Source organism: Amphritea atlantica (genome assembly GCF_018860855.1).
Classification (GTDB): domain Bacteria; phylum Pseudomonadota; class Gammaproteobacteria; order Pseudomonadales; family Balneatricaceae; genus Amphritea; species Amphritea atlantica_A.
In genome coordinates this window covers 34,934-58,131 of record NZ_JAHKQE010000008.1, presented here as the reverse complement: position 1 = coordinate 58,131, position 23,198 = coordinate 34,934, and the positions used below count along the sequence as shown (strand labels likewise).

Sequence of the window (23,198 nt, the reverse complement as noted above, 5' to 3'; positions counted from 1 at the left end):
ATATAACGCCATAAGCGTTTGGGAAGCTGATAGATTAAGATACGACTGAAAAGTCACACGGATTAGAGCTTGTACAGCACATCTCGAAGCAATACCGATTATAGGATTCAAATGACGTTGAACAAGCAAAGCGCTTAGTTCAATCGTTAGAGCAACCAGTTTTGCTTGGCGACCATAGCGAGATGGAACCACCCGATCCCTTACCGAACTCGGAAGTGAAACGTCTTAGCGCCAATGGTAGTGTGGGGATTCCCCATGCGAGAGTAGGTCATCGCCAAGCACCTAATAAGATAACCCCTTGCACAGAGTGCAAGGGGTTTTTTTATGTCGGTCAATTATGACCGAATCGAGCATATGCGACAAAAGCGCGTAGCGCGTTGAACGCCGGAGCGTGTGACGGCGGCCCCGAAGCACGCAGTGCTGAGAGGGTGAAGGCGAAGCCTGAATAAAGTAGGTCATCGCCAAGCTTCAAATAAGAGACAGCCCCGATCATTAGCTTGATCGGGGCTTTTTCGTTTTTGGCGTTCGGGTCAGCAAATAACAACAGACAACAAGCAGGCACGGTGGGAGTCGCCTCTAACAGGAATAAGAGTTCCGTGATCAGCATTGGATTGGCGTTGGAGCACGGGTCGTCTGGGTTATCGCTCTGGTGCGGTTCGTTCCTCACATCACCCTACGGGACTCGAACCTCGGCTTTCTTGCTCCAGTCATATTTAAGTAACTCTATTGTCATTTATCAGCTATACCATCCTCGGGTCGTAAAATTAACCCCGGAGATCTGTTATGCCTGTCAGCCGCTTCAAAAAATCACTTTTGGTTCTGTCTATTGCAGCATCAGCTACTGTCGTTCAAGCAAATTCTTTTAACCGTATTGCCAGCTTTGGTGCGATTCATAACTTACCAGAAGGAACGCAGCTGACGCAGGAAACATCTCCTGAGATTATTGCTGCGAGTGAAGATGGTAATACCTTGGTTTATTCTGATAGCCCTTTTGGCGCTTTAGGGTTTGTTGATATCACTGATGCGAAGAAGCCCGTTGCTGGAGGGGTTGTTAAGCTAGATGGCGAACCGACCTCGGTTGCGATTGGCGGTAATACGGTATTTGCGGGTGTTAATACGTCTGAAAGTTACACTAAGCCTTCAGGCTACCTGATGGCGCTTGGGCTGCAAACACGTAATGAACTAGCGCGCTGCGATCTCGGTGGGCAACCGGATTCAGTAGCCGTCTCTAAAGATGGTCGCTATGTTGCCGTGGCGATTGAGAATGAGCGTGATGAAGACCTCAACGACGGTGAGTTACCTCAGTTTCCTGCTGGCTGGGTTACTATCGTACCGGTTAAAAATGGACAGCCTCAATGTGATCAGTTAATGAAAGTTGATATGACCGGGCTTGCTGAGATCGGTGCGATCGATCCAGAACCTGAGTTTGTCGATTTTAATAGTCGCAACGAGATTGTAGTGACACTACAGGAAAACAATCACCTAGCAATTATCGATGCGGCTAGTGGTAAGATTTTGAATCACTTCTCTGCCGGTAGTGTTGAGCTTGAAGGTATCGATGTAAAGAAAGATAAAAAACTGGATTTCAGTGGCAAGCAAACCCGCCTACGTGAACCTGATTCGGTTAAATGGATTGATGATAATCGTTTTGTTATTGCCAATGAGGGCGATATGAATGGTGGTGCCCGTGGGTTTACCATTTTCCATAAAGATGGACGGATGTTATTTGAGTCAGGCACATCGTTTGAACAGGAAGTTATCTTAGCGGGTCATTATCCTGAAAAGCGTTCGGGTAAAAAGGGTAGTGAGCCAGAAGGTGTTGTGGTTGGAGAGTTTGATGGGCAGACCTATATTTTTATCCTGTCTGAACGCGGTTCGGTGATTGGTGTTTATCGTGATACGGGTGGGGCGCCTGAGTTTATACAGCTGTTACCTTCAGGTATTGCTCCAGAATCGGGGTTAGTGATTCCACAGCGTAATCTTTTGGTCAGTGCGAATGAGAAAGATCTGATTGAAGATAAGGGGCCTCGTGCGCATGTCATGCTGTATCAGTTCTCAGGTGCACCAGCGGCTTATCCACAGATTATGTCAACGCGTACCTCGAATGGCACGCCGATTGGTTGGGGAGCGCTATCGGGCTTGACGGCTGATCCTACTAAACCAGGTATGTTGTATGCGGTGAATGATAGCTTCTATGCCAATCAGCCGACTATCTTTAGTATTGATGCAAACCAAACACCCGCGAAAATTACGGCGGCAATGCCGGTTTTACGTGATGGGAAAACGGCTAAGAAGCTCGATCTTGAAGGCATTACCGTCGATGGCAAAGGTGGCTTCTGGTTAGCATCTGAAGGAAATACCTCTAAAGATACGCCCCATGCGATTCATCATGTTAACAGCAAAGGTGAGATCGATCGTACCATCGATTTTCCAAAAGCTTTGCTAGCACATGAACTCAAATTTGGAGCGGAAGGTATTACGCTGATCGATGATACTCTGTGGATTGCTATCCAGCGGCCTTGGAAGGACGATCCTGCTGATCAGGTAAAACTGATAGCCTACAACCTGACAACTAGCAGCTGGGGTGCTGTACGCTACCCACTTGAGCAGGCAGCGTCTGGCTGGGTGGGATTATCAGAGATTGTTAGTCATGGTGATCAGGTTTACATCATCGAGCGTGATAATCAGTTAGGTGAGTCCGCGGTGGTGAAGCGTCTTTACCAGGTATCGAAAGATCAGCTGAAGCCTGCGGCGATTGGCTCATCCCTGCCACTGGTCAAGAAAGTGCTGGTACATGATTTCATGCCTGACCTAAAAGCACTGAACGGCTATGTGCAGGATAAAATTGAAGGCTTTACCGTTGATGCAGCGGGTAACGGCTATGCTGTTACCGATAATGATGGGGTTGATGACAGCTCTGGCGAAACATTGTTTTTCTCGACAGGCAAGATGTAATCAACCATATATAAGTATCTATTAGCTGAAAGGGCGATCAATGATCGCCCTTTTTTATTGTAAAAAATAATTACCCATATATGAAAAATGGTTTTGATTAATAAAAAAATAATAAGAGTGTAATATTTTTTAAATAAATATTTTCATTTTGTGATTTTTATTTTTTAAATTTAATACGTAATATTGTCGTAATAAAACCCTACTATTATCGCTGCCAGTTAATTCGAAACGTAATTAAATAAGGCAGCAGGCATGCGATTTAGTTCAACTGTTTTTTATATGTTTTCTTTGATTTTTTCTTCATCGCTGATGGCTGATGTTAAATTGTCAGTTGGTTCTGATATTTCTCTTATCGCTGTTAACGGCTATGAAGTGGAAAGTAAATCTTTTTTCGATAATAAAAAGACCGCCATACTGCCAAATGGTAAGAACCAAATTCTGGTTAAATATTCTACAGAAATTAAACAAGCCGGCGGTTTAGAGATTGAAAGTACTGATGCGCATGTTCTTGTTTTTACGGCGGTTGATCAGGATGTTCAGCTGTCGGCACCGACGATTAAAAAAGTATCAGAGCTTCGCCAGTTTAACCGCGGTGATACATGGATACTTAAAGATAGTGCGGGTAATTCGATAACGTATCTATCACAGGCTCTTGTAAAAGATGGTTTTCAGATCAACCGAAACTATGAACAAGAGTTAAGTAAGTTAAATCAATCAGGCGGTGCTATCGCAATTGGTAACAGTCTGAAGCTTACTGGATTTTCTTCTGAATCAGGTGAAATTAATAAGCCTTTTTCAAATGAAAAAAATAATAAGAGTGGTTCACTTAACCTTCCTGAGACCTTGCTTCGATATTGGTATCTACATGCTGATCTAGAAACACGTGAAAGATTTAAAACGTGGGTTAAGGGTAAATAGGCTGTTCTGTTAGTTTTATTTGTCTGATGAATTTATTCATTAAATAACTTTGTAGTACTTAATATTTTACCTTTTATTAATTGGAGATATAAATGAAAAAGCTGATCTTGGTTGCTGCAATTGCTGCGACATCTGCCACTGCTGTAAATGCTGCAACAATCTACGAAGGCAAAGGCCTGACTTACAAACTTAAAGGCGACCTTCAGGTTCAGCTACGCGATAACGCATCTAAAACAAAAGATGCTGAAATTGAGTTTGATGATCTGGAACTGAAAAACTCAGTCATATATGACCTGGGTGATGGCATGAAAGCCTTTGGTCAGTTGGACTTTGGCTTTAAGAATGCGGCCGAAGATAAGTCTGATTATAACGGTAGCCAGCTTGAAGAAGCCTACCTCGGTATTGATTTTGGTGGTTTTGCGGTTGCAGCAGGTAAGCAAAACTATGCGACCGATGAGTTTGGTGTAGAAGGTGCTTATGAGCATTATGAAGCAGAAGATGCTTTCGATGCGATCTCTACTGATGGCGATGATGTTATCCGTTTTGATGCATCATTTAATAATGTAACGCTGGTAGCTTCGACTGAACTTAAGGCTGAAGGCGAAGGCTCAGAAAATGGCTCTTCCTATGATCTGTTTGTTGCAACCGAGATCGGTGATGTTGAACTAGCCGCGGCGTATCAGACATATAAAAACACACCGTCTTCAGACTCTATTGATTCTTGGGGTTTAAGTGCAGCGGTCGATCTGGGTACTGTAGCATTAGCGGCCGATTACAGTACTAGTGATACCGGAACTGAAGATCTGGATATCTACAACCTCGTTGCTAAATTTGACGTAGCGGCAACCACTCGTGTTGGTGTTGGTATCACTAAGCAAGAGCTGGATGCTACCACGGATGTGACTCAGGTTTACGCAAACGTTACTTATAAGTTCCCTACACAGAAAAACGTAAGCCTGTTTGCTGAAGTTTCTGATGTTGATGAAGATGGCGAAGACCTTGATCTGGATATGTTGATGGGTATGCGTATCAAGTTCTAAACGCAACACAGCATTTGTCCTTAGTTCACCCCTTCGAGCTTTGGATCGATGATTTTGGGGCCGGTTTTCGAACCGGCCTTTTTTCGTTTTAAATGTTGAAGTCCGAAGTCCGAAGTCCGAAGTCCGAAGTCCGAAGTCCGAAGTCCGAAGTCCGAAGTCCGAAGTCCGTGGACTAGTGGCTGGAGCAATGCTCGGATAAATGAAATGATCGGCTAAGTGAAGCGTTTGAACATCGACACTTAAGCTGTGGACCTTTCTTGCAAGTAATCATGACATTCCTGCCAATTTCCTCGGTATACAATGCGGTCAGCTTTAAGGCTTAATTGATATTCATACATCGGATCGTAATACCACTCCAGCAGGGGTGTTAGCCAGTTCAGGTGCGCATCAAAGCCAGCACCAGCCTGATGTAGCTTAATCGCTTTTTGCATTGTTTGTCGTAGGACCTGCCAGCGCTCATTACCCAAGCGTTTACGAATTTTATCCAGCCCAGATAGTAGATATTCTTCGCAGAGGATATGGCCCTGTTCCTCGCCATGCACGCGGGTATAGTCGGCGACCATATTAATTACATATTCTTGTAGGAGTCGCTGCAATCGAATCTCAAAAGGGTCTTCAATGACCGCCACCGGTGATGTCAGCATTTTTTGATAGAGAGATTTGGGAAGATCAACGCTACCGATGTTCCGGCTTTCATCTTCAAACACCAAGTGTGAATAACCCGCGTGTTGGTTTTTTAGCATCTGAATCGCGGTGATATTCTCGAAGTTGATCTGGGTACTTTGGGCGTTAACGAAACTACCAAAGCTGGAACCGCGATGGTGAGCAGCACCTTCGAGATCTACCGCGTTTACGAGCGTGTTGACCATCAGCGTCTTGGCGGAACCGGTCTTCCCCCCGACGATATAGAACGGTAGTTGAGTGGTGACTTCACTGAGCACTTCTAACAGGGTATTTCGCAGGGCTTTGTAACCGCCTAACACCAGTGGATAGTTGACCCCAGCATCTTTTAGCCATTGCTGGGTGGTGCGCGAGCGCAGTCCGCCACGAAAGCAGTAGATATAACCCTCAGGATTGGCGTGACAAAAATCGAGCCAGCGGGCCATTCGAGCATCTTTTATTTCACCGCAAACCAGTTCGTGACCGAGTTTGATGGCCGCCTGTTGTCCTTTCTGTTTATAGCAGGTGCCGACTAAGGCGCGTTCATCATCGGTCATCAGTGGCAGACTGATCGAGTTTGGGAATGCTCCCTGTGTAAATTCAATCGGCGCCCGCAGGTCGATCATCGGCGTATCATTAAGAAACAACTGGCGGTAATTATCGGTATCTTGGCGCATTATCGTTATCTGATGTTATAGGGTTTGGATGTTCATCTGTTGCAGCTGTCGGTCATGCCAGCGGCTTAAGCATAGCAGTGCGGCACAGGCGCCTAGCAGGGCGAGAAACATATCGGATTGAGTGTCCCAAATATACCCCTGAGTACCGAGAAAGGCTTCGGCTGATTCATCGGTAAAGATGGCAACCCACCACTCGATTAATTCATATAGGGCACTGAAGGCGAGACAAAAACAGACCGTTAAAAAATTAAGCCAGTAACGGCCATTAATGGCCTGTGTACGCAACAATACTTCGCGGGCAATCATCGCAGGCACAAAGCCCTGCGCTAGGTGGCCTATTTTGTCATAGTTATTGCGTTGCCAGCCGAAAATATTGGATATTTGATCGAAGAGTGGCACTTCGGCATAGGTATAGTGACCACCCACCATCAAGATGATGCTGTGAATAAGAATCAACAGATAGAGCAAAGGCGTTAATGGGTGTTTTTTAAATGTTATCGCTAATACTGTGGCACCGATCAATGCGGGTGCCACTTCAAGAAACCAGGTGAACTGATCCTTTGGATGAATAGCTGACCACAGGAGCACGGTCATGAAAATGATAATCCAGAGTATTCGCATCTGCGCAGTATAAGCGATTTAAGGTACCTTAAATAGCATTGGCGTGTGTGTCGATATTTAGATCATATAAGGATGAATGGGTTAGTCGAGGGGAACAATGATCTCCGGTGGTGATAGCGTATGGCCAGTAAGTGCTTTCTCTTGCGTAGGTAAAACATCTAGGCTGGGCCATAACCCTGTTGATAGTGCTTGCTTATAACCGTTATTCAAACCGGATGTGGTCATCTGTTCTACCGTTGTTGAATAGTCATACGATAGCCGCTGCCAACGACATATCAACTGGTTATCCATTTGGCTGATTAGCATATACCAGGTCTGTGGCGTGCCGTCATTGGCGGGCATTCCGATAACACCGGCATTTAACCAGTATCCGTTATCGACTGTTTGACCAAAAGGAATACCGCTGTGTCCTGAAATGATTATTCGGCTATCCGATTGGGCTAGCTGCTGTTGCTTTTCATCTGCCGAATCTGAAGCGAAGAGAAACTGATTATTCGTTTCTAGGCCGCCATGAATCACGGTAAAACGCTGTTTGCCATAGGTGAAGTTAGTTTGGTCGGGCAGTTGGCGCATCCAGGCTTTATTGTTGTCACTTACCCGAGGTAGGGTAAAGTTATACCACTGGGCAGAGAGGAGATCACAGGAGCTCCCTTCGGTAAAACCACAGCCGCAATCCTGCGCGCCTTGACCGACCGATTCCTCACAGTTGCCAGCGATGATATGAATCCCCCAATCTCGGAGAAGATTCACCGTCTCATCGGGTTGGGCACAATAGGCGACTAGATCACCAGTACAGATAACATTACTCGGCGGAATGCCTTGTTGTTCGGCGACCTGCTGGATAGCTTGGGTGGCCTGTAGATTGCTGTAGGGCCCACCAAATATCAACAAAGGTGTGGTTTGATCCGGCTTAAAAGTATTCATATCGCGGTTTCCCGTAGAGCAGGCTGATGTTTCTGGCTTAGCATGCCTGCCCAGAATAATAGGCAGCCGGTAATCAGTACCGACATCGAAATGCCTAGCAGTTTAGTATATTTGTGGCTGTCACCGAGTAGCTGAGTATGTCCGGCGGACTCGGTAAAATAGAGTGCAGCACCCGCCAGCGAGAGGAAAAAGCAACTGAGATAACTCCACAGAGGAATATCTGTACGTCCCCCCCACAGTGAGAAGAAAATAACGGGAGCAAGATACATGGATGCCGTACCACTGACTGCTACCGCACTGAAGAGATCTTTATTGCCGGAAAAGACTAACAGCAAACCGAGTAAGACAAACACCGCCATAGTAATGCGGCCATTAACCACTGAGGGTTCTATCCAACGCATATCAACGGCGACCAGTTTAGATGCACTAGAAAGGGTGCTATCCAGTGTCGACATCGCTGAGATAACGAGGGTGATGTTAAATAACAGCATGGGCGTTTCGCCGAGAATTCGCATCAGGGCGGTATTCATCGCTTCGCCGTTAAGAGCGTTAGCGCCGGCTATGATGCCGAAGCTACCAAAGAGCATAATGCAGATAAAACTAATCCAAGCGGCATGATAAAAGCTTTTGCGGGTGGTTTCACGATCGGCGATAAACCCTCGATCCATCATCACTGGATCGTGCATTGGGTAGCTCCAGATCTGTAACAGCGCCACGAGTATCAGAATGGGGCCGGGATCATTGATGGCGAAGCTTTTAAACAGCAGAGTGGCACTGGTTAACTGGCCGGTTGCCAATACTAAAATGGTCAGTACTGCCAGTAAAAACAGAAATAGAACCATCTGAAATAGATCGGTGCGCAGCGAAGCATGAAGGCCGCCGAGCATTGAATAAAGCAGGGTGACCACGGCAAATAGGGCTACTGCGGTGGTATAGGCGGTGCCGCCTGCTACGCCGAATAAAATACCGATCACTAAAATATTGGCAAACACTTCACTGACTAAGCGAACACCGATAACAAAGTTATAACAGCGGGTACCCCAGTGGCCGAAACGGTCGGTTAGAAAGGCTTGAATGCTGTCAAAGCCGTGTTGAAAGCGCACCGAGTCAATGATCTTCGCTCCCGTGAGGAATGAGAGGTAGTAGGCGGCATAGGCTAATGTACCCCAAATGCCATAGTAAAAGCCTAAAATTGCAGCGTTGAGGAGCGAGCGCGCAAAGATCCAAGTCGTCACTTGAGAGAACGTCAGCAGTAATAGACCCGGTGGCTTCCCTTCAGGAGACAGTCCTTTAAAAAACGCGCCACTATCGTGGGCTTTGGGGCTGATAAACACTGAGAATATAGCGACGGTCGCGACCGCGATAATAAGTGTTATTTCCATGGACTATCCTGATTGAATGCAAAAACTGATTCGACATTATTACTGGCTAAACTGAAATAATGATGAAAATTGTGGGTTTATGGCGCTCTGAATAGAAAAAAGTCTGCCAATGGGCAGACTTTTAAGAGCGATTCTGACTAAGCGTATCTAGATGTTTAGATTAACGCTGATATAAATCTTCAATGAGCGTGTTAGATATATTTTTTGCCAGTAGGGACAGCAACGACAGGCACTTTAGCGCCTTTAATCACCTGACGAGTTATCTGACTGTGATGACCAAAGGTGTTTTCAGACCCCATGATGATCATGTCAGCTTTACAACTGGCAGCGGCTTTTAGGATTGAGTCGGTGTAGTTGCCTTCAACAATCATATGTTCAATGTCGAGATCAACGACTTTATCGAGCGACCCGAGCTCCTCTTCACAGAATTTTTCAATCCGTGTTTTCATCTGTTTCATAACCTGATCGATACCTTCATCATGCATTTTTTTAACGGTATCTTCTGGCAGGTAATTTTGAATCAGTGCGTGGCCCAGTTCACCGATGGGTTCAATGACGTGCAACATGATAATGCGTGCATTCAGATTCTGAGCAAGGTTGAGCGCTTGTCTGAAGACAGGGCGAGTGTGTTTGCCCAGTGATGTTGTGTACAAAATGGTTTTAATTTCAGGAAGTGCCATGCTCGATATCCTCGTTAGTTACTGATTCGCTGTGTGATGCTGAATCAGTCTGTTTTCTGGAGTTGTGTTCTGTACGCTCAGTTTTGGCTGGCTAACACGATCCAGAAGATAAATGATTGATTTGTAATCTATACCGCTATGGTGCGACAGTCCAATTTCACAGGTACGACTGGTCGAATAGCCTGCTGAGCATCCCTCGACATCTGTTTTGAGTGTGCGCAGTGCCGACTCATTCAGTTCGGGAGTGGAGAAACCTTTATCACCCGCAAAACCGCAGCAGGTAATCTGTTCTGGCATCACCACGTCAGTAACGCATTTCTCGACAATCGCTTGTAATTTATCGGTTACACCCATTCGGGTGCTACTACAGGTAATATGCAGCGCCACGGTTTCTTCGGCTGGGGTAATAACCAGTCGATCCAGTAAAAACTCATGAATAAACTCTACACTGTCATAGAGTTTAATACGTTGATCTATGTTGGCCTTTAGTCTAAGACTGCAGGGGCTAGTATCAGACAGTACCGGATATTCGCCATTATTACTCGCTTGCAACAACATATTGCTGGTTTCTGTTGCTTTATAATCAGCGGCATCGAACATCCCTTTCGATTGGAAAGGCATACCGCAGCATAGCTGATCGAGCTTATCAGGGTAGATAATCTCAAAGCCCGCTTTACGTAACAGATGTTCGGTTTTTTCGGCCAACGGCGTTTGCTCATCATCCCGTGCCGGTCCCATTGATCGGCTAGCACAGCTGGGCAGATAGACCACTTTTGGTGCATCAGGATTCGTCACCGAGGCTGTAGTATCGATCTTCGGTGCGGCTTTGGGCATTGACGGCGTCCACTGCTGCACCCGTCCCCCCGAGAGCTTGCGGGCGGTATTTGTGAGTGCGCTCATCGCCTTAGTCCCGAAAACCGCGTGTGCGAGGTCGGCACCTTTAAAGGCAATTCTGCTGACGTTCATCACGCCACCGTAATGTTCCGCCAACCACTGCGCTTGTTTTGTATAGCGCTGATTATTGCGGCTGCGAAGCAATCGAGTCAGATCACCCGTATTAATTTCCACCGGACAGGTTGTGGAGCATAACCCGCAGGCGGCACAGGTATCTATCCCCTGATAAAGGTACTCTTTACGTAGCTCTTTAAGCCGCTCGGGATCTTCTTGGCTGGCTTCCAGTCGAGCGATCTCCCGCCAGATAACAATCCGTTGCCGAGGGCTTAGAGTAAGATCCCGAGAAGGGCAGGTCGATTCACAAAAACCACACTCGATACACTTATCGACCAGTGCTTCGGCTGCGGGCAGTGGTTTTAAGTTTTCCAGATGCACTTGTGGGTTTCGGTTCAGGAGCACGCCGGGGTTAAGGATATTGTTGGGATCAAACAGTTCTTTAATCTCCCACATCAGTGTGTAGGCTTCCGACCCCCACTCTTTTTCCACATAAGGGGCCATATTCCGACCGGTGCCGTGTTCCGCCTTGAGAGAACCGTCATACTTATCGACTACCAGCGTGGCGACATCTTCCATTAAGCCTTCATAACGCTTGAGTTCGGTTGGGTCATCAAACGACTGGGTAAAGACAAAATGTAGATTGCCCTCCAGAGCATGACCGAAAATCAGTGCTTCGTTATAGCTCCATTTAGCAAAGACCTCATGCAGATCATGCACGGCTTCCGCTAACTGAGGTACAGGAAACGCCACGTCCTCAATAATCACCGTGGTGCCGGTTTTACGAATAGCGCCAACGGCTGGGAACAAACCTTTTCGGATCGCCCAGTACTGTGAATATTCAGCGGGATCGGTGGTGAATATTACCGGCTGAACGGTTTCAAGGGCTTTGATAGAGGTCTTTATCGTTTCTACCTGTTGCTGTAGATGTTCTTTACAGCCTGAGCGGGTTTCGACCAGCAGGGCCGCTGCATCATTAGGTAGGGTTTTAATAAGCTCGGGCATCCCCGGCTTGTTTTCAATCGAACGTAAGCCTGCACGGTCGATCATCTCAACCGCCGACACCGGTGTTTGTTTCAGCAGTGCTACCGCCTCGCAGGTGGTGCGGACCGTGGGGAAAAAAATCAGTGCTGAGGCCTTGTTTGGGTGTTCATCAACGGTGTTGTAGGTTATCTCGCTGATGAAGCCCAAAGTGCCTTCAGACCCGATCATGAGATGCTGCATGATATCGATAGGGTCTTGATAGTCGACAAGGGCATTAAGGGCATAGCCGGTGGTGTTTTTCAGTCGGTATTTATGTTCAATGCGTTGTCGCAGTGGCTCGTTGCTCTGAGTTTGCAGCGCCAAAGAGGCCAGTGCGTTAAGTAGGCCTTTGTGGGATTGTCGAAAATGGTGGATAGACTCGGCGTTACCGGTGTCCAGCGTGGTGCCATCGGCCAGTACCAGTTTCATCCGGTTAAGCGTGCGATAACTATTTTGAGCGGTGCCACAGCACATGCCACTGGCATTATTCGCGGCGATACCGCCAATCATGGCGCTATTAATCGAGGCGGGGTCTGGCCCTATCTTTTTGTTGAACGGGGCGAGATGTTTATTGGCATGGCCGCCAATAACACCCGGCTGAAGGGAGATCTGACTAGCATCTTCATTGATAGAGATCGCTTTCCAACCATCTCTTAGTTGAATCAATACCGAGTCAGTAATCGCTTGTCCCGATAAGCTGGTGCCGGCGGCACGAAAGGTCACGGGAATTTTATGCAGGTTGGCTAGTTTAACAATACGGGCAACATCGGCTTCCGATTCTGGCCGCACTACCAGTTGTGGAATCAGACGGTAAAAACTAGCGTCCGTGCCATAAGCCAGTGTGCGTAATGGATCCGAGATAATTTGACTGTCCGCTAGAAACGCCAACAGCTGTTGCTTGAATTGTTGATATGCCTGTTTCATCGAAATGCCTCGCCTCAGGCAGTCGCTGGTTCAGGATCTGCCCGGTTATCGTTTGGCCAAGGAATTGGCCGGGGTCAATAAAAAGCAGAAGGAGCAAGGCTCCTTCTGTGTATAGGGTTAGCCGTAGGCCATCGCGGGTAACCAGAGTACCAGTTGTGGCCAGAACACCAGAATCAGCAAACCGATCAACTGAAGCATGATAAAGGGAATAACGCCCTTATAAATATCACTCAGTTTAACGCTCGGTGGACACACGCCCTTGAGGTAAAACAGCGCGAAGCCGACCGGAGGGGTGAGGAAGGAGGTCTGTAAGGCCATCGCCACCAACATGACAAACCAAACCAACTCTGGATTATCCACCACGCCGTAGCCATCAATATCCAGTCCGAGTGCCGATATAACCGGAGCCAGTAGCGGCAGAATAATCAGGGTAATCTCGATCCAATCGAGGAAGAAGCCGAGTAGGAAGATCACCCCAAGAATAAAGAAGATGATGCCGTAAGGGCCGAAAGGTAGCCCGGTTAAGAACGACTCAATCAACTCGTCGCCGCCCAGTTCACGCAATACCAAGGCAAAACAAGTTGCGCCAATAAAGATCGCGAAAATATAGGCGGTGGTGTTGTAGGTGCCCTGCATCACCTCTTTTAGCACCTTAAAGTTGAATTTGCGGTTATAGATCGCTAACAGGGTTGCACCAAAGGCGCCAACACCAGAGGCTTCAGTCGGCGTTGCGAAACCGCCGAAGATTGAGCCTAGCACCACAAAAATCAACAAGAGGGTTGGCAGCACGGCTTTTAATACGGAGATCCAGGTGGCAAAGGTGACCGGTTTGGTATCTTTTGGAATCGGCGCTGCGTCAGGTTTGAGCTTACCCACGATAAGGATATAAAGAATATACATGCCGCCGAGCATCAACCCGGGGAAGACCGCCCCCATAAACAGGTCGCCAACCGAAAGGCCCAGTTGATCGGCCATAATCACCAGCATAATGCTGGGGGGAATGAGTATCCCTAGAGTCCCTGCACTGGCAATGGTACCCAGCGCCAATGGCATGGAATAGCCTTGCTTGGTCATGGAGGGTAATGACATTACCGCCAGCAATACCACGGACGCACCAATAATACCGGTCGAGGCTGCCAGAATAATACCGATAGCGGTCACGGTAATCGCCAATCCACCACGTACCTGCCCAAATAGCTCCTGCATTGATTTCATCAAACGTTCGGCGACGCCCGATTTATCCAGCATGATGCCCATGAAGATAAACATCGGTAGGGCAACCAGTATCCAGTTGTCCATGATCTTCCACAGCCGGTTAACGACGAGGCCGAGGGTGAGGAAATCTAGCCCAGTAATGGTGTCTAAGTAGATATCGGAGAGGTAACCAATCAAGGCAAATGCAACACCAACGCCGCCCAACACCCATGCGACCGGAATACCGGTAAACAGCAGGAGGATGAACGACAGGAACATGGCGATAACTAGGATCTCATTAATTTCCATTACGCGTTATCCCCTTTAAACAGTAAAACCGTGTCGCGGTAGAGACGAGAGAGTACCGCCAGGCCCAATAGCAACATGCTGGCCGGTATGACGCTTTTAATCAGCCAGCGATAGGGCAGGCCGGAAGGGGATTCGGAGTGTTCATTAATACGAAAAGAGTCGGCGACAAAATCGAGGCTGTGGATAAAAATAACCGAGATAAAGGGGAGTACCAACAAGAGAATGCCTAAGATTTCGATCACATGCTTGGTGCTTGAACGAAAGGATGAATAAAACAGATCGACACGAATATGGGCATTCGTTGTTTGCGCATATGAGAGGCCGAACATCACGCCTACGGCATAGAGGTGCCATTCGAGCTCTTCAAACATAATCAGTCCGCTAGAAAAGCCTTTTCGCAGCACAACCTGCGCAATGATAATAAAAACGAGTGCGACATAGGCCCAGGCGAACAGATGTCCGATCTTTTGGATACCTCGGTCAATACTGTCCGCCAGAGGCACTGGCGGCAGGCTATTAGGTTGGTTCACGATAATGTACCTTTAGCAGCGTTTATTGTATTAATGGTCAATAAGAGCAAGGTGAAAATAGTCACACATATTTAAAAAAACTCTGCAAAATAGCCGCTTAGAGCCTCTTTTTGACAGAGTTTTCTCGAGTTTAGCCTGTTGTAAAATAAGCGTTAGCTAAATGGGTTAATCCGTTTGTTATGCCATTAAGCTTAAACCGGCTGGATGATTTACAACCTGTCGAAGTAGGCTAAATGACAGAAACGAAGGGACCAGAGTCCCCCCGTTGTTCAAATTAGACTTAGTTATTTTTAGCACGTGGTAGGAAGGCGTTAGATTCCCAAAGATCATAACCTTTACGGAACGTACTCAGATCATCCCAAACCTTCTTGAAGAATGGGTCTTCAACGGTTTTCTCTGCAACCACTTCATTCCATTTATCTTCAAAGGCGGTCAGCATGGTGTCGTTCCAATAACGGATATGAACACCATGTTCTTTGGCATTGGCCATGACATCAAACTGCATCGCTTCACCTTCAGCAATCGCATTGGTAACAGAAGCTTTACAGGTGTTATCCAAAATAGCCTGCTGCGATTTGCTCATGTCGTTCCAAGTATCTTTGTTGATTAGCAGTTCAAAAATAGTAGCCTGTTGATGCCAGCCAGGGAAGTAGTTGTATTTAGCAATTTTGTACAGGCCAAGACGTTGATCGATAGCTGGCTGAGAAAACTCAGTCGCATCAATCGCGCCTTTCTCCAGAGCGCCGAAGATTTCACCACCGGGCAACTGAGAGGTTGAAACGCCCATTTTTTCCATCACCGAAGCACCCAGACCGAAGAAGCGCATATTCAGGCCTTTCAGATCTTCAGGGGTGTTGATCTCTTTCTTAAACCAACCGGAGGTTTCAGGAGAGATAATCGCACAAGGGAATACTTTAACGTTATAGCCGTTAGTATCGTACATCTCTTGATATAACTTCAGGCCATTACCGTAATACAGCCACGCCATATATTCACCGGCTTCTGGGCCGAAGGGCACCGCTGAAAATAGCGCAGCGGCTGGGATTTTACCCTGCCAATAACCAGCTGTCGCATACCCAGAGTTAACCTTACCGGAAGATACAGCACCGAGAATCTCTTTCGCGCCGACCAGTTTGCCGGGCTCGTAGATTTTCATCTTAAGCGAACCTTCACTCATGATCGGTAACTGTTCTGATACCCATTTGATCGGTGTGCCGAGTGCAGGTAGGTGGGAGCCAAAGGCGATGGGGGTTTTTAGAAGTACTCGATCAGCGGCTTGAACGGTAACGGTTGTGGCTGTCATGGCTGTGGTCATCACAGCGGCAGAGACTAGGGTCTTTGCGAATGTATTCATGCTCTTCCCTCAGGATATTTGTTGTTTTTATGAGTCGTTTTAATCAGTCGTTGCAAGGTGCAGAACAGGCCATTCGGAGCCTTTGAAAATGTCCTTGTATAATTGGTCATACCAAATTACCATGCAATGAGTCGCTACCTTAGAATTTTGACCACACTCTTGTCAATGTTTTTATCGATATTAGGGAGAGTCCGTTTTCGACAATTTTCTAAGGCGTCGGCGCGATTTTTGATTCAAATCAATAAGAAACGATAAGCTTGAAGATAGACATACGACAAATGTCGTACAGCTGGTAATAAAGGTTGTCGTAAAATGGTACCGGTGTCTCTGTAGCCCGCTTGATAGTAACGGTGTGCAGCAATAGAGCGGGCATAATGATGAATAGCCGGCATGGAATAAGATCAGTGATGGGTGGCGTGGATGGTGTATCAGCGAGTAAAGCAGCCTAAAATTTCCGATGTAATAATGGGGCAGCTTGAAGAGATGGTGTTGGAAGGGAGTCTTAAGCCGGGTCAAAAGTTACCGGCAGAGCGTGAATTGGCTAAACAGTTTGAGGTCTCTCGGCCGTCATTAAGAGAAGCCATACAGAAACTGGCAGCGAAAGGTGTGTTAGTGAGCCGCCAAGGCGGGGGCACCTATGTATCTGAAGAGTTAGGGCGAGCCTTTTCTGATCCATTATTAGAACTCTTTCAAACCCACCCCGAGGCGCAGTATGATCTATTAGAATTTCGTCATGCACTCGAAGGGGTGTCTGCTTATTACGCTGCGTTACGCAGTACCCCCGCCGATAAGGCGCATATTCGTGCGCGCTATGATGCCTTGCAGATTTTTCATGATCGTAAAGAGTTTGATAAAGAGGTTTATGCGGATGTCGATTTTCATCTAGCCATCGCCGAATCAACTCATAATATGGTGTTACTACATATGATGCGTGCTCTGTTTAGTTTGCTACGACAGCATATATGGGAAAACCTCAAAGACGTCTATCCTAAAAGCGAGATTAGAGGCAAGATACATGAGCAACATACGTTACTGCTGGATGCGATTGTTGCCGGCGAACCGGAAAAAGCGCGTAAGGCGGCACACGATCATTTAGCTTATGTGGAAGAGGCCCTTTTGGAACAGGGTAAAGAGAAGACTCGGGTCAAGCGAGCACTGCGTCGAGCGGATGTCACGACGTTGTAATTGGGCTTCTGTATAAAAACTACAATGCTTGCTGGTTGTGCTGCAGAAGTAGACTTTAAATCTGTAATTTTGTAGTATTACTACAAAATTATAATGACAATGAAAAAGTGGCAGGCTTGCTGCGGTGCAGCATGACGCCTGTTTTGGCTCTATTAAGGCATTCACAGAAGTGTTGGTTAAAGGACGGATGAGCAGGGCAAAGCGCTAAAAATCCATGAAATCACTGGGTTCAGCATAATTCGGTTGTTTTTTGCCTGCTTTTTTACTGATTACTTCTATTCTTAACAGAGTTTATTGACCTCCAGGGTGATTGAAACGCCTGGTTTAGAGTGCAAGTCAAGAATAGTGGAGAAAGGCAAAGTGCAAGAATATATCGACGATATTGATCCAATTGAAACGAGTGAATGGGTAGAAGCCCTAGAATCTGTTGCTAAGAATGAAGGCAGCGAACGTGCCCACTACATCCTGCAAAAACTGGGTGAAAAAGCGTCTGACCTAGGCGTAAACTCAAATGCATCTCTGACGACCCCCTATCGCAACACGATTGCATCAAAAGATGAAGTCCGCATGCCGGGCGATCTGTTTATGGAACGACGTATTCGTTCCTTTATCCGCTGGAATGCGATGGCGATGGTGATGCGCGCCAATGACAATGCCGATGGTTTAGGCGGTCATATCTCAAGTTTCTCCTCTTCTGCGACACTGTACGATATCGGTTTTAACTACTTTTTCCATGGCTCTGAAGGTGATCGTGAAGGCGATCTGGTTTTCTTCCAGGGTCATATCTCTCCGGGCATCTATTCTCGCGCCTACCTTGAAGGTCGTTTGACTGAAGAGCAGATGGATAGCTTCCGTCGTGAAGTCGACGGTGGTGGTCTGCCCTCTTATCCACACCCTTGGTTGATGCCTGATTTTTGGCAGTTCCCAACGGTTTCGATGGGTCTTGGCCCTCTGCAGGCGATCTATCAAGCGCACGTTATGCGCTACCTGTCATCACGTTCTATGATCGATCGTGGTGAGCGTAAAGTTTGGGCGTTCCTAGGTGATGGCGAGTGTGACGAGCCAGAATCTTTAGGCGCTATCTCGCTGGCCGGCCGTGAACACCTAGAAAACCTCGTATTCGTGGTTAACTGTAACCTGCAGCGTCTGGATGGACCTGTTCGTGGTAACGGTAAAATTGTTCAGGAACTCGAAGGTGTTTTCCGCGGCGCAGGCTGGAATGTTATCAAGTGTCTGTGGGGCCGTCATTGGGATCCACTGTTTGAAAACGACACTAAAGGTTTGCTGCAAAAACGTATGGACGAAGTCTGTGACGGTGAGCTGCAAAACTATAAAGCCAATGGTGGCGCGTACACCCGTGAGCATTTCTTTGGTAAGTATCCAGAACTGCTGGAGATGGTTAAGGATCTGTCCGACGACGATATCATGAACCTCAACCGCGGTGGTCACGACCCTTATAAAGTTTATGCGGCTTACCATGAGGCGATGAATCATAAAGGTCAGCCGACCGTTATTCTGGCGCAAACCGTTAAAGGTTATGGTACCGGTAAGTCAGGTACGGCTAAAAATGATACTCACTCACTGAAAAAAGTGGCGATGGAAGATCTAAAAGATTTCCGTAATCACCACAACATTCCGCTGACCGATGATCAGCTGAAAGAAGTGCCTTACTACCGCCCATCCCCTGATTCTGCTGAGATGAAGTACATGATGGATCGACGTAATCGCTTAGGCGGTGTCTATCCAACTCGGCGCAGTGACTTCGATGCCCTAGAAATTCCACCACTGGAAACCTTTGCGGCTCAGTTGAAAGACAGCGGCAAGCGCGAGATGTCCACCCAGATGGTACTTAACCGCGTCATGAGCACGCTGGTTAAAGATAAAAACATTGGCGATCGTGTTGTGCCAATCGTACCGGATGAAGCCCGTACCTTTGGTATGGAGGGTATGTTCCGTCAGCTAGGTATCTATACCTCGGCTGGTCAGAACTACGTACCACACGATTCCGATCAGATCATGTTCTACAAAGAATCTAAAACCGGTCAGATTCTCGAAGAGGGTATTAACGAAGCGGGTGCGATGTCTGCGTGGATGGCCTGTGCCACCTCTTACAGCAACAACAACTGCACCTTAGTACCTTTCTATATCTATTACTCAATGTTTGGTTTCCAACGGGTGATGGATTTGGCTTGGGCGGCCGGTGATATGCAGGCTCGTGGCTTCCTGATTGGTGCTACATCCGGTCGAACTACGCTTAACGGTGAAGGTTTACAGCATCAGGATGGTCATTCTCACCTGATGGCGCAGATGATTCCTAACTGTGTTTCTTACGACCCAACCTTCGGTTATGAACTGACCGTGATTGTTCAGGATGGCCTGAAACGGATGTTCCAGGACAAAGAGAACAAGTTCTACTACATCACCACCATGAACGAAAACTATGCTCACAAAGCGATGCCAGTTGGCGCTGAGGAAGGCATTGTTAAAGGGATGTATCTTCTGCAGGAAGGTAAAGATTCCGACAAGAAAGTACAGTTGATGGGTTGCGGTACCATTTTACGTGAAGTGATTGCGGCGGCGGATATTCTGCACGAAGAGTTTGGTGTTGAAGCCGATATCTGGAGCACCACCTCTATCAACGAACTGCGCCGTGATGCGCAAGGCGTTGCGCGCTGGAATATGCTGCATCCTGAAGAGGAGCTACGCACCTCTTATATACAAGACTGTCTGAAAGATCGTCAGGGACCGGTTATCGCCTCTACTGACTACATGCGTAACTATGCTGATCAGCTGCGTGAATATATCCCAGGTACATTTAAAGTGCTGGGTACAGACGGTTTCGGTCGCTCTGATACACGCGCTAAGCTACGTGATTTCTTTGAAGTTAGCCGTTACTACGTAACAGTGGCTGCCCTATCTGCTTTGGCAGAAGAGGGACAAGTTGAGCGTTCTGTGGTCGCTAAGGCAATGAAGAAGTTTGGTATTAATCCGGAAAAACCAGCTCCTTGGACTGTGTAACCCGACGCTAAACTTTTAAGAGAGGATGATAACGTGAGTACTGTAAATATTACGGTTCCTGATATTGGTGGCGCAACAGACGTCGATATTGTTGAAGTATGTGTCGCCGTGGGTGACACCGTGGTTGAAGGCGATTCTCTGATCGTGCTGGAAACTGATAAGGCCTCTATGGAGGTCCCCTCTACCCATGCGGGTACAGTGAAAGAGATTCTGGTAGAAGTTGATAGTACCTGTAACGAAGGCCAGCCGATTGTCGTGCTAGATACTGGGCTGGTGGTTGAAGAGGTTGCGCCGGTGACAGCTGCCGCTCCGGCAGTTGCTGAAGCGACTCCTGAGACAGCGGCGGCCCCTGAAGCAGCGCCAGTCGCGGCCAGTGCGGTCGAAAAAATACTAGTGCCTGATCTCAGCGGCGCAACCGATGTTGACGTGGTTGAGGTGTTGGTTAAAGCGGGTGATACCGTTGCAGAGGGCGATTCCCTTATTGCGCTGGAAACCGATAAAGCTTCCATGGAAGTGCCGGCCGATAAAGCGGGTGTTATCGTTTCGATCAATATTAAAGAGGGTGATACCGTCAACGAAGGCGATCACCTCGGTGATATTCAGGTTGCGGGTGCTGTGAGATCTGCACCTGCAGCAGCGCCAGTCGCCGATGCCCCCGTGGCGGAAGCTGCACCCGTTGCAGCAGCTCCGGCGCCGGTTGCCGGTGGTGTTGAAGATATTCTGATTCCAGATCTAAGCGGCGCAACCGATGTCGATGTGGTTGAAGTGTTGGTGAAAGATGGCGATACCGTAGCGGAAGGTGATTCGTTGCTGGTGCTGGAAACCGATAAGGCCTCGATGGAAGTACCTGCACCGAAAGCCGGTGTGGTTAAATCCATGAAGATCAAAGATGGCGATCAGGTCAACGAAGGTCAGCTGCTGATGCAACTGGAAGTGACTGGGTCTGCACCTGCGGCTCCGGTTGCCTCTGCGCCCGTTGCTGCAGCATCTGCTCCTGCAGCGGCTCCGGCAAAAGCAGCTACTGCACCAGCGGCACCTGCTGCCGGTAAAGTTGATCGCGAAGCCCTAGAACAGAAAAACAAACAAGTTCATGCTGGCCCGGCCGTACGCGCTATTGCCCGTGAGTTTGGCGTTGATCTATCTCTGGTAAGCGGTACAGGTCCGCGGACACGTATCCTTAAAGAAGATGTTCAGGCTTATGTTAAAGGTGCACTGAAGCAACTGGCTGAGAAGCCTGCGGCGGCAGTAACCGGTTCAGGTATTCCAGCGATTCCAGAAGTCGATTTCAGCCAGTTTGGTGAGATCGAGATGGTGAAAATGTCCAAGATCCACAAGCTGACCGCTGCCAACATGTCACGCTGCTGGTTGAACATTCCCCATGTCACTCAGTTTGATAAAGCCGATATCACCGACCTTGAAGCGTTCCGCGCTGAGATGAAAGAGGAAGCGGCACGTAACGGCGTTAAGCTAACACCACTGCCATTTATGCTGAAAGCGATTGCGATTGCACTCAAAGCACATCCGAAATTCAATGCTTCCTTGCATGCCGATGGTGAACACATCGTCTACAAGAAGTATGTCAATATCGGTATGGCGGTTGATACGCCAAATGGCCTGATGGTACCAGTGATCAAAGATGCGGATAAGATGAGCATCTATGAGCTGTCTCTTGCTGCGGTTGAGTTGGCGGGTAAAGCGAAAGATCGTAAGCTGAAACCGGCCGAGATGCAGGGCGCTTGTTTTACCATCTCAAGCTTGGGTGGCATTGGCGGTACTGGCTTTACGCCAGTGGTTAATGCTCCTGAAGTGGCTATTTTGGGTGTTTCCAAAGCAGATATTGAACCGCGTTGGAACGGTAAAGAGTTTGAGCCACGTAAGATGTTGCCACTGTGCCTGTCTTACGATCACCGTGCCATTAACGGCAGTGATGCGGGTCGATTCTTAACTTACCTGAACCAACTGCTAAGCGATGTACGTCGCATGGTGATGTAATTAATATCCTTTAATTGCATTAGGCTGGTGGCCTTAGCCGTATAAGCTAGGCTACCGGCAGCCCCGTTAATAGCGGGCTTGATGTGGCAATGAATAGGTTGCAGTATTAATATTGACGAAATTTCCCATGGTTATTCTTGTAACCATGACTCAAGCCTCTTTTCATTATTGAAAAGAGGCTTTTTTTGTTTAGATGACGGCTTATCGATAAAGAGAATGTAGGAGCCGCCTCCGGCAGCGATAGGTGTGGGTATTTTGCCCACTCGTAGCGTGCTGGTGAGCTTCGCGAACCGCACCGATGATGGGTGATGATTATTGAGATAAGGTTGTTTCCACTGGTGCGGTTCATCCCTCACCGCCACCCTACGGGAAACGGTGGCGTAAGGTGCTGGTGAGCTTCGCGAACCGCACTGATGATAGACGATGATTATTGATGTAAGGTTGTTTCTACTGGTGCGGTTCGTGCCTCACCGTCACCCTACGGGAAAACGGTGGCGTAAGGTGCTGGTGAGCTTCGCGAACCGCACCGATGATAGGTGATGATTATTGATGTAAGATTGTTTTCACTGGTGCGGTTCGTACCTCACCGCCACCCTACGGGAAAACGGTGGCGTAAGGTGCTGCTGAGCTTTGCGAACCGCACCGGTAATGGGTGATGATTATTGATGTATGATTGTTTTCACTGGTGCAGTTCGTGCCTCACCGCCACCCTACGGGAAAACGGTGGCGTAAGGTGCTGGTGAGCTTTGCAAACCCGCACCGAAGATGAGTGATGATTATTGAGATAAGATTGTTTCCGCTGGTGCGGTTCATCCCTCATCGCCACCCTAGGGAGAACGGTGGCGTAAGGTGCTGGTGAGCTTT

Annotated in this window: 15 protein-coding genes and 1 rRNA gene; 7 read left to right on the top strand and 9 right to left on the bottom strand. The window is 47.7% G+C overall.

Going from position 1 to position 23,198, the window contains the following annotated elements; all coding sequences use genetic code 11:
- Positions 1-164 precede the first annotated feature (164 nt).
- From rrf to KO512_RS02795, 4 genes are all read left to right on the top strand, one after another.
- Positions 165-280, top strand: a 5S ribosomal RNA gene (gene rrf, locus KO512_RS02810).
- A gap of 503 nt (positions 281-783) precedes the next feature.
- Complete coding sequence (locus KO512_RS02805; RefSeq protein ID WP_215950824.1) at positions 784-2,955, top strand: esterase-like activity of phytase family protein; 2,172 nt, start codon at positions 784-786, stop codon at positions 2,953-2,955.
- A 252-nt stretch (positions 2,956-3,207) separates the two neighbouring features.
- Positions 3,208-3,873, top strand: coding sequence for a YccT family protein (locus KO512_RS02800; RefSeq protein ID WP_215950823.1), 666 nt, complete (start codon positions 3,208-3,210; stop codon positions 3,871-3,873).
- 92 nt (positions 3,874-3,965) lie between these two features.
- Positions 3,966-4,913, top strand: coding sequence for a porin (locus KO512_RS02795; protein ID WP_215950822.1), 948 nt, complete (start codon positions 3,966-3,968; stop codon positions 4,911-4,913).
- Positions 4,914-5,152: 239 nt separating this feature from the next.
- Here the strand turns inward: KO512_RS02795 and mnmH are convergent, their stop codons facing one another.
- The 9 genes from mnmH to KO512_RS02750 form a co-directional block, all read right to left on the bottom strand.
- Complete coding sequence (gene mnmH / locus KO512_RS02790) at positions 5,153-6,250, bottom strand: tRNA 2-selenouridine(34) synthase MnmH (RefSeq protein WP_215950821.1); 1,098 nt, start codon at positions 6,248-6,250, stop codon at positions 5,153-5,155.
- 15 nt (positions 6,251-6,265) lie between these two features.
- Positions 6,266-6,844, bottom strand: a complete 579-nt coding sequence (locus tag KO512_RS02785; protein ID WP_252734771.1) for a DUF2238 domain-containing protein — start codon at positions 6,842-6,844, stop codon at positions 6,266-6,268.
- A gap of 108 nt (positions 6,845-6,952) precedes the next feature.
- Positions 6,953-7,795: a metallophosphoesterase family protein gene (locus KO512_RS02780; RefSeq protein WP_215950819.1), complete on the bottom strand. Its 843-nt coding sequence runs from the start codon at positions 7,793-7,795 to the stop codon at positions 6,953-6,955.
- Positions 7,792-9,177: a sodium:proline symporter gene (locus tag KO512_RS02775; protein ID WP_215950818.1), complete on the bottom strand. Its 1,386-nt coding sequence runs from the start codon at positions 9,175-9,177 to the stop codon at positions 7,792-7,794. Before KO512_RS02775 ends, KO512_RS02780 begins: the two co-directional genes overlap by 4 nt.
- A 191-nt stretch (positions 9,178-9,368) precedes the next feature.
- Positions 9,369-9,857 carry a universal stress protein gene (locus KO512_RS02770; protein WP_215950817.1) on the bottom strand — a complete coding sequence of 163 codons (489 nt, stop codon included), beginning with the start codon at positions 9,855-9,857 and terminating at the stop codon, positions 9,369-9,371.
- An 18-nt stretch (positions 9,858-9,875) separates the two neighbouring features.
- Positions 9,876-12,752, bottom strand: coding sequence for an FAD-binding and (Fe-S)-binding domain-containing protein (locus tag KO512_RS02765; protein WP_215950816.1), 2,877 nt, complete (start codon positions 12,750-12,752; stop codon positions 9,876-9,878).
- 117 nt (positions 12,753-12,869) lie between these two features.
- A complete protein-coding gene (locus KO512_RS02760; protein ID WP_215950815.1) occupies positions 12,870-14,255 on the bottom strand; it encodes a TRAP transporter large permease in 1,386 nt (461 codons plus the stop codon).
- Positions 14,255-14,785, bottom strand: coding sequence for a TRAP transporter small permease subunit (locus tag KO512_RS02755; protein WP_215950814.1), 531 nt, complete (start codon positions 14,783-14,785; stop codon positions 14,255-14,257). The genes KO512_RS02760 and KO512_RS02755 overlap by 1 nt, the downstream gene beginning before the upstream one ends.
- 280 nt (positions 14,786-15,065) lie before the next feature.
- The gene (locus KO512_RS02750; RefSeq protein WP_215950813.1) at positions 15,066-16,139 is read right to left on the bottom strand and encodes a TRAP transporter substrate-binding protein; all 1,074 of its coding nucleotides are present in this window, start codon (positions 16,137-16,139) and stop codon (positions 15,066-15,068) included.
- A 420-nt stretch (positions 16,140-16,559) separates the two neighbouring features.
- Here KO512_RS02750 and pdhR point away from each other — a divergent pair, with 420 nt between their 5' ends.
- From pdhR to aceF, 3 genes are all read left to right on the top strand, one after another.
- Positions 16,560-17,324, top strand: a complete 765-nt coding sequence (gene pdhR, locus KO512_RS02745; protein WP_215950812.1) for a pyruvate dehydrogenase complex transcriptional repressor PdhR — start codon at positions 16,560-16,562, stop codon at positions 17,322-17,324.
- A 360-nt stretch (positions 17,325-17,684) separates the two neighbouring features.
- Entirely contained in the window at positions 17,685-20,342 is a 2,658-nt protein-coding gene (gene aceE, locus KO512_RS02740; protein WP_303493143.1) for a pyruvate dehydrogenase (acetyl-transferring), homodimeric type, read from the top strand.
- Between the two features lie 33 nt (positions 20,343-20,375).
- Positions 20,376-22,334 carry a dihydrolipoyllysine-residue acetyltransferase gene (aceF, locus tag KO512_RS02735; protein ID WP_215950810.1) on the top strand — a complete coding sequence of 653 codons (1,959 nt, stop codon included), beginning with the start codon at positions 20,376-20,378 and terminating at the stop codon, positions 22,332-22,334.
- Positions 22,335-23,198 lie beyond the last annotated feature (864 nt).